Source organism: Citreimonas sp. (assembly GCF_042096055.1).
Lineage (GTDB): Bacteria > Pseudomonadota > Alphaproteobacteria > Rhodobacterales > Rhodobacteraceae > Citreimonas.
Genome location: NZ_JBELMH010000125.1, coordinates 1 through 5832, shown reverse-complemented (window position 1 = coordinate 5832; position 5832 = coordinate 1). Strand labels below are relative to the sequence as shown.

Annotated in this window: 4 protein-coding genes; 2 read left to right on the top strand and 2 right to left on the bottom strand. The window is 69.1% G+C overall.

Annotated elements, in window-relative coordinates; translation table 11 throughout:
- On the top strand, positions 1 to 501 hold a 501-nt coding region (locus tag ACFDTC_RS17095; protein ID WP_375260085.1), incomplete at its 5' end, for an FGGY-family carbohydrate kinase.
- Positions 502 to 542: 41 nt separating this feature from the next.
- Here the strand turns inward: ACFDTC_RS17095 and ACFDTC_RS17090 are convergent.
- Both ACFDTC_RS17090 and ACFDTC_RS17085 read right to left on the bottom strand, forming a co-directional pair.
- A complete protein-coding gene (locus tag ACFDTC_RS17090; RefSeq protein ID WP_375260084.1) occupies positions 543 to 3683 on the bottom strand; it encodes an efflux RND transporter permease subunit in 3141 nt (1046 codons plus the stop codon).
- Positions 3684 to 3705: 22 nt separating this feature from the next.
- Positions 3706 to 4857 (bottom strand): efflux RND transporter periplasmic adaptor subunit, encoded by a 1152-nt coding sequence (locus ACFDTC_RS17085; RefSeq protein WP_375260083.1) that lies wholly within the window; start codon positions 4855 to 4857, stop codon positions 3706 to 3708.
- A 139-nt stretch (positions 4858 to 4996) separates the two neighbouring features.
- Here ACFDTC_RS17085 and ACFDTC_RS17080 point away from each other — a divergent pair, with 139 nt between their 5' ends.
- Positions 4997 to 5665, top strand: coding sequence for a TetR/AcrR family transcriptional regulator (locus tag ACFDTC_RS17080; RefSeq protein WP_375260082.1), 669 nt, complete (start codon positions 4997 to 4999; stop codon positions 5663 to 5665).
- Positions 5666 to 5832: the final 167 nt, after the last annotated feature.

Genomic DNA, 5832 nt, shown 5'->3' with positions numbered 1-5832 from the left:
GCCGCCGCGGCCGAGCCCGGCCCGCTGTTCCTGCCCTACCTGACCGGCGAGCGGACACCGCACGGCGACACGACGATCCGGGGCGGCTTTGCCATGCTGGGAGAGACGACCACGCACGGTTCTCTCATGCGCGGGGTGGTCGAGGCGATCGCCTTCACCTTCGCCGATGCGGTCGCCGCGCTCGAGGCGGCGGGGACGAGTCCGGGCACGCTGCTCTGCGTCGGGGGCGGCGCGCGCAGCGACCTGCTCGTGCAGATGATCGCGGACGTGACCGGCTGCCCCATCGGCCGCGGCGACGGCGCCGAGGTGGGCCCCGCCCTGGGTGCCGCGCGCCTTGCGCTCTGCGCGGCCGAGGGGGCCGAGCCGGCCGATATGCTGGCGAAGCCGGCGATAACGCGGGTGTTCGAGCCGCGCACCGATCCGTCCGGCCGGGTGGCGAAGCGGCTCGCGGCCTTCCGCGCGCTGTACCCCGCGCTCAGGTCGGTTCAGCAACTGGCCTGAGTCGGGCCACGCTCCGGGTCACCGGCGTCCGGCCGCGGCGATCAGACGGACGCCGCGTCGGCCGCCGGGGCGCCAGCCTGAGCCTTCACGCGCTTGCGGTTGAAGAGCTTGGCCACCAGCACGAAGAACAGCGGCACGAACAGCACGCCCAGGACGGTGCCGGTGATCGTCCCGCCTAGGACGGCGTAGCCCACAGCGGTCCGCCCACCCGCGCCGGCGCCGGTCGACAGCACCAGCGGAACCACCCCCAGCGAGAAGGCGAGCGAGGTCATGATGATCGGCCGGAACCGCTGGCGCGCGGCCTGCTTGACGGCCGACAGCAGGTCCTCGCCGGCCTCGAAGCGCTCGCGCGCGAACTCGACGATCAGGATGGCGTTCTTGCCGGTCAGTCCGATCACGGTCAGCAGGCCGACCTGGAAGAACACGCCGTTCTCGAAGCCGAACCAGTACGCCGCGGCCATCGTGCCCAGCACGCCGATCGGCATGGCCAGCATGACCGAGAACGGGATCGCCCAACTTTCGTAGAGCGCCGCGAGGCACAGGAAGATCGCCGCGAGCGACAGCGCGTAGAGCATCGGCGCCGAGCCGCCCGAGTCGAGTTCCTCGAGCGACAGGCCGGTCCAGGCGACGCTGTAGCCGGGGGGCAGCTGCGCGACCAGGCGCTCGATCTCGGCGATCGCCTCGCCGGTGGTGACGCCCGGCACGGGCGAGCCCTGGATCTGCATCGACGGCACGCCGTTGTAGCGCGTCAGGCCTTGGGGCCCGTATTCCCAGCTTTCGCTGGTGAAGTTGGCGAAGGGCACCAGTTCGCCCCCGGCGTTGCGCACGCGCCATTTCTGCAGGTCCGACGGCGTCGCACGGCTGTCGGGTTCGCCCTGCACGTAGACGCGCTTGATCCGGCCGTTGTCGTTGAAGTCGTTCACGTAGGTGCCGGCCCAGGCGATGTTCAGCATCGTGCCCACGTTGGCCGGCGTCACGCCCAGCGCGCCGGCGGCGCGCCAGTCGATGTCCAGCCGGAACTGCGCCGCGTCCTCAAGCCCCGAGGGCCGCGCAGAGGCGATCAGCGGGCTTTCGGCCGCCATGCCCAGAAGCTGGTTTCGCGCGTTCAGAAGCTGTTCGTGCGTCTGGCCGCCCTGCGCCTGCAGGTAGAAGTCGAAGCCTGACACGTTGCCCAGTTCGATCACCGAGGGCGGCACGATCGGAAAGACCTGCGCATCGCGGATGCCCATGAAGGCGGGGAAGGCGCGCCCGGCGACGGCCTGCACGGATTGGCCGGGTCCGGGACGCTCGTCCCAGTCCTTCATGCGCACGAAGACGAGGCCCATGTTCTGGCCCTGACCGGCGAAGCTGAAGCCCACCACGCCGAAGGTCGATTCCACCGTATCGGCCTCGACGGTGTTGAAGTAGGTCTCGACCTGTTCGACCACCGCCTGGGTGCGCTCGGCGGTGGCGCCGGTCGGTGCCTGGATCAGCGTCATCAGGATGCCTTGGTCCTCGGCCGGCAGGAAGCCGGTCGGCGTGTTCTCGAACAGGTAGACCATGCCCCAGCCCATCACGGCGTAGATCATCAGCACGCGCAGCGGCCGGCGGATCAGGAAGCCGACCGTGCCCGCGTAGCCCCCGGTCAGCCGGTCGAAGCCCGCGTTGAACCAGCCCAGCGGCCCGCGGCGGGCGCCGTGGCGCTTGGGCTTGAGGATCGTCGCGCACAGCGCCGGCGTCAGCGTCAGCGCCACCAGCACCGACAGCCCCATGGCCGAGACGATGGTGATCGAGAACTGGCGATAGATCACGCCCGTGGACCCGCCGAAGAATGCCATCGGCACGAAGACCGCTGACAGGACCAGCGCGATGCCGACCAGCGCGCCGGTGATCTGGCCCATGGACTTGCGCGTCGCCTCGCGCGGGGACAGGCCCTCTTCCTCCATGATGCGCTCGACGTTCTCGACCACCACGATGGCGTCGTCGACCAGAAGGCCGATCGCCAGCACCATCGCCAGCATGGTCAGCGTGTTGATCGTGAACCCGGCCAGCGAAAGGATCGCGAAGGTGCCCAGGATGACGACCGGCACCGCCAGCGTCGGGATCAGCGTGGCGCGGAAGTTCTGCAGGAACAGCAGCATGACGATGAAGACGAGGCCGATCGCCTCGAACAGGGTCTTCTGCACCTCGTGGATCGAGATCTCGATGAAGGGCGTCGTGTCGTAGGGGATGACGTAGCTGACGCCCTCGGGGAAGAACTCGGAATACTCGGCGATGCGCTCCTTGACGCGCTCGGCGGTGTCGAGTGCGTTCGCGCCCGAGGCAAGGTTCAGCGCCATCCCGGACGCCGGCTGGCCGTTGAACCGCGCGATGGTGGCGTAGTTCTCGGCCCCGATCTCGACCCGCGCGACGTCCTGCAGCAGCACCAGGCCGCCGTCGGTCTCGGCGCGCAAGACGATGTTACGGAAATCCTCGGGCGTGGACAGCAGCGACTGCGCGGTGATCGTGGCGTTCAGCTGCTGGCCCTCGGGCGCGGGCAGGCTGCCGAAGGCCCCGGCCGAGATCTGCGCGTTCTGGGCGGAAACCGCAGCCACCACGTCCGAGGGTGTCATCTCGAACGCGGCCAGCTTGTTGGGGTCGAGCCAGATCCGCATGGCGTATTGCGCGCCGAAGACCTGCGCGCCGCCGACGCCCTCGATCCGGCTGAACTCGTCGACCATGTTCGAGTTCAGGTAATCGGACAGGTCGGCCTGATCCAGCCGGCCGTCCTCGGAGATCAGCGCGATCACCATGAAGAAGGACGACGACGCCTTCTGCACGCGCACGCCGAGGCGCTGCACGGCTTCGGGCAGCAGCGGCGTCGCCTGCGCCAGCTTGTTCTGGACCTGCACCTGCGCCACGTCGGGATCGATCCCGGCCTCGAAGGTCAGGGTGATGCTGGTCGTGCCGGCCGACGTCGACGACGACGACATGTACCGCATCCCGTCGAGGCCGGTCATCTGCTGCTCGACGATCTGGGTCACGGTATTGGCCACCGTCTCGGCCGATGCGCCGGGATACTGGGCGGTGATGCTGACCGAGGGCGGCGCGATCTGCGGGTACTGCGCGACCGGCAGCGTGAAGATCGACAGCAGGCCGATCCCCATGATCAGGATCGAGATCACCCAGGCGAAGACGGGGCGGTCGATGAAGAAGCGGGCCATCGGGGGCTCCCAGCTTGAAGGATCAGTTGCCCGAGAAGGCGGTTTCTTCGGCGTCGCGCTCTTCCGGCGTGACGGTCATCCCGGTCGAGACCTTCTGGAAGCCCTCGACGATGACGCGGTCGCCGGCCGACAGCCCGGCGGTCACGACCCACTGGTCGTCGCGGTCGCGCTGAACCGTCAGCTCGCGCGTCTCGACCTGGTTCTCGGCGTTGACGACCATCGCGATCGGGCGCCCCCGGCGGTCGCGGGTCACCGCCTCTTGAGGGGTGAGGATCGCGTTCTCGACCACCGCCTGCGGCACTTCGACCTGCACGTACATGCCGGGCAGCAACAGCTGGTCCGGGTTGGGAAATTCCAGCCGCAGGACGATGACGCCGGTCTGCTCGTTCACGTGGGGCTCGGCGGCGGAGAGCACGCCTTCGTGCTCGTAGGCGGCATCGTCGGCCAGCCGCAGGGTGACGCGCGCGCCTTCCTCCTCGGCCACTTGCTGGCCGGAACGGCGCCATTGCAGGACTTCGGCCGCCGATTGCGTCACGTCGACATACACGGGATCGAGGTTGCGGATCACCGTCAGCGCGCTGGCCTGGCCGGCGGTCACCAGCGCGCCCTGCGTCGTCTGGCTGAGCCCCACCGTGCCGGCGATGGGCGCGCGGATCGTGGTGCGGTCGAGGTCGATCCTGGCCGACAGCACCTGCGCCTCGGCCACCTTGACGGCGGCCGCGGCCACGTCGCGCGCCGACACCGCCTGGTCCAGCGCCTGCTTGCTGGTCACGGCCCGCTCGCTCAGTTCGAGCTGGCGTTCCTCCTCGCGTTGGGCCGACCGCAACTGCGCCTGCGCCTGCGCCAGGTTGGCCTCGGCCGCGGCCAGCGCCGCCTCGTAGGTGGCCGCGTCGATGCGGTAGAGCGGATCGCCTTCTTTGACGGGCTTCCCCTCCTCGAACAGCCGTTCAAGCACGATGCCGCTGACCTGCGGGCGCACTTCGGCCACGCGCGACGCGGCGACACGCCCCGGCAGCGTCGAGGTCAGCAGAACGTCGCTGGCTTCGACCGTGACCACCGTGACCGGCATCGGCGGACGCTCTGCGCCGGGCTCCTGCGCCCGTCCCGCGGTGGTGGCGGCGATAAGACCCAGCGCCAGCAGCAACGTGCGGGCGGAACGGCGGACGGTCGGCATGACGGAACTCCGGCGAAAATTCGGTGAATGCAATCGTGTGACTTGCGCATGGCAATTACGGAACTATAGAGTTTTGTAAAGGGCGCTGACGCTGCAAGTGCATACTTTTTTGCCGCAACGTTGACGGAGGATCGCACCGATGACCGAAAATCCGCCGGATGCGGACGAGCAGGGCGGCCGCAAGCGGGGCCGCCCCGTCCAAATGTGCCCCCGCAAGCGAGAGACGCTGGTGCTGGACTGCGCGATGGAGCTGCTGTCGGAGCGCGTGCCGGACGAGGTGACCATGGCCGACATCGCCCGCCGGGCCGGCATGTCCAAGCGCACGCTCTACACCCTCTACCGCAGCCGCGAGGAGTTGCTGGGCGCGGGGCTCGCCCGGATGAGCCGGACGCTGTTCCGGCCGCTGCGCCTCGAGGAACGCGACGCGCCGCTCGAGGAACGGCTGCGGATCCTGCTGACCTTCAACCCCCGCCGCGAGCCGCCGGACGTGGTCATCGAGATGCTGCGCACCGTCATCGCCGAAGCGCGCTGCTACCCCGAGCTGAGCCGCACCCTGAGCCGCAGCGGCCCGGTGCACGCCGCCAGCCTCGTCGAGGACGAGCTTGCCCGCGCCGTCGAGGCAGGCGAGGTCGCGCTGCACCCCGACGAGATCGCCGGCGCCGCCGAGGTGCTGGTGGACATGGTGGTGGGCAACGCGATCCCGGCGCTGCTCGACCCCGACCGCGTCCCGCGCAACCCCGACGAACAGGCCGCCCGCCGCGACCGCGCCATCGACATCTTCCTGCACGGGGTGCGCCCGCGCGGCTGACAGGTTATGGTTGACATTAGCGAAACGCATCGGCGAGCCGACGGCAGCCTCACGCCTAACTCGGGCCAAGCGACATCGACCGCGTCTATGATGCTGTAGCAATTACAAGAGAATTTTGGCTCCGGCGGTAGGGATCGAACCTACGACCAATTGATTAACAGTCAACT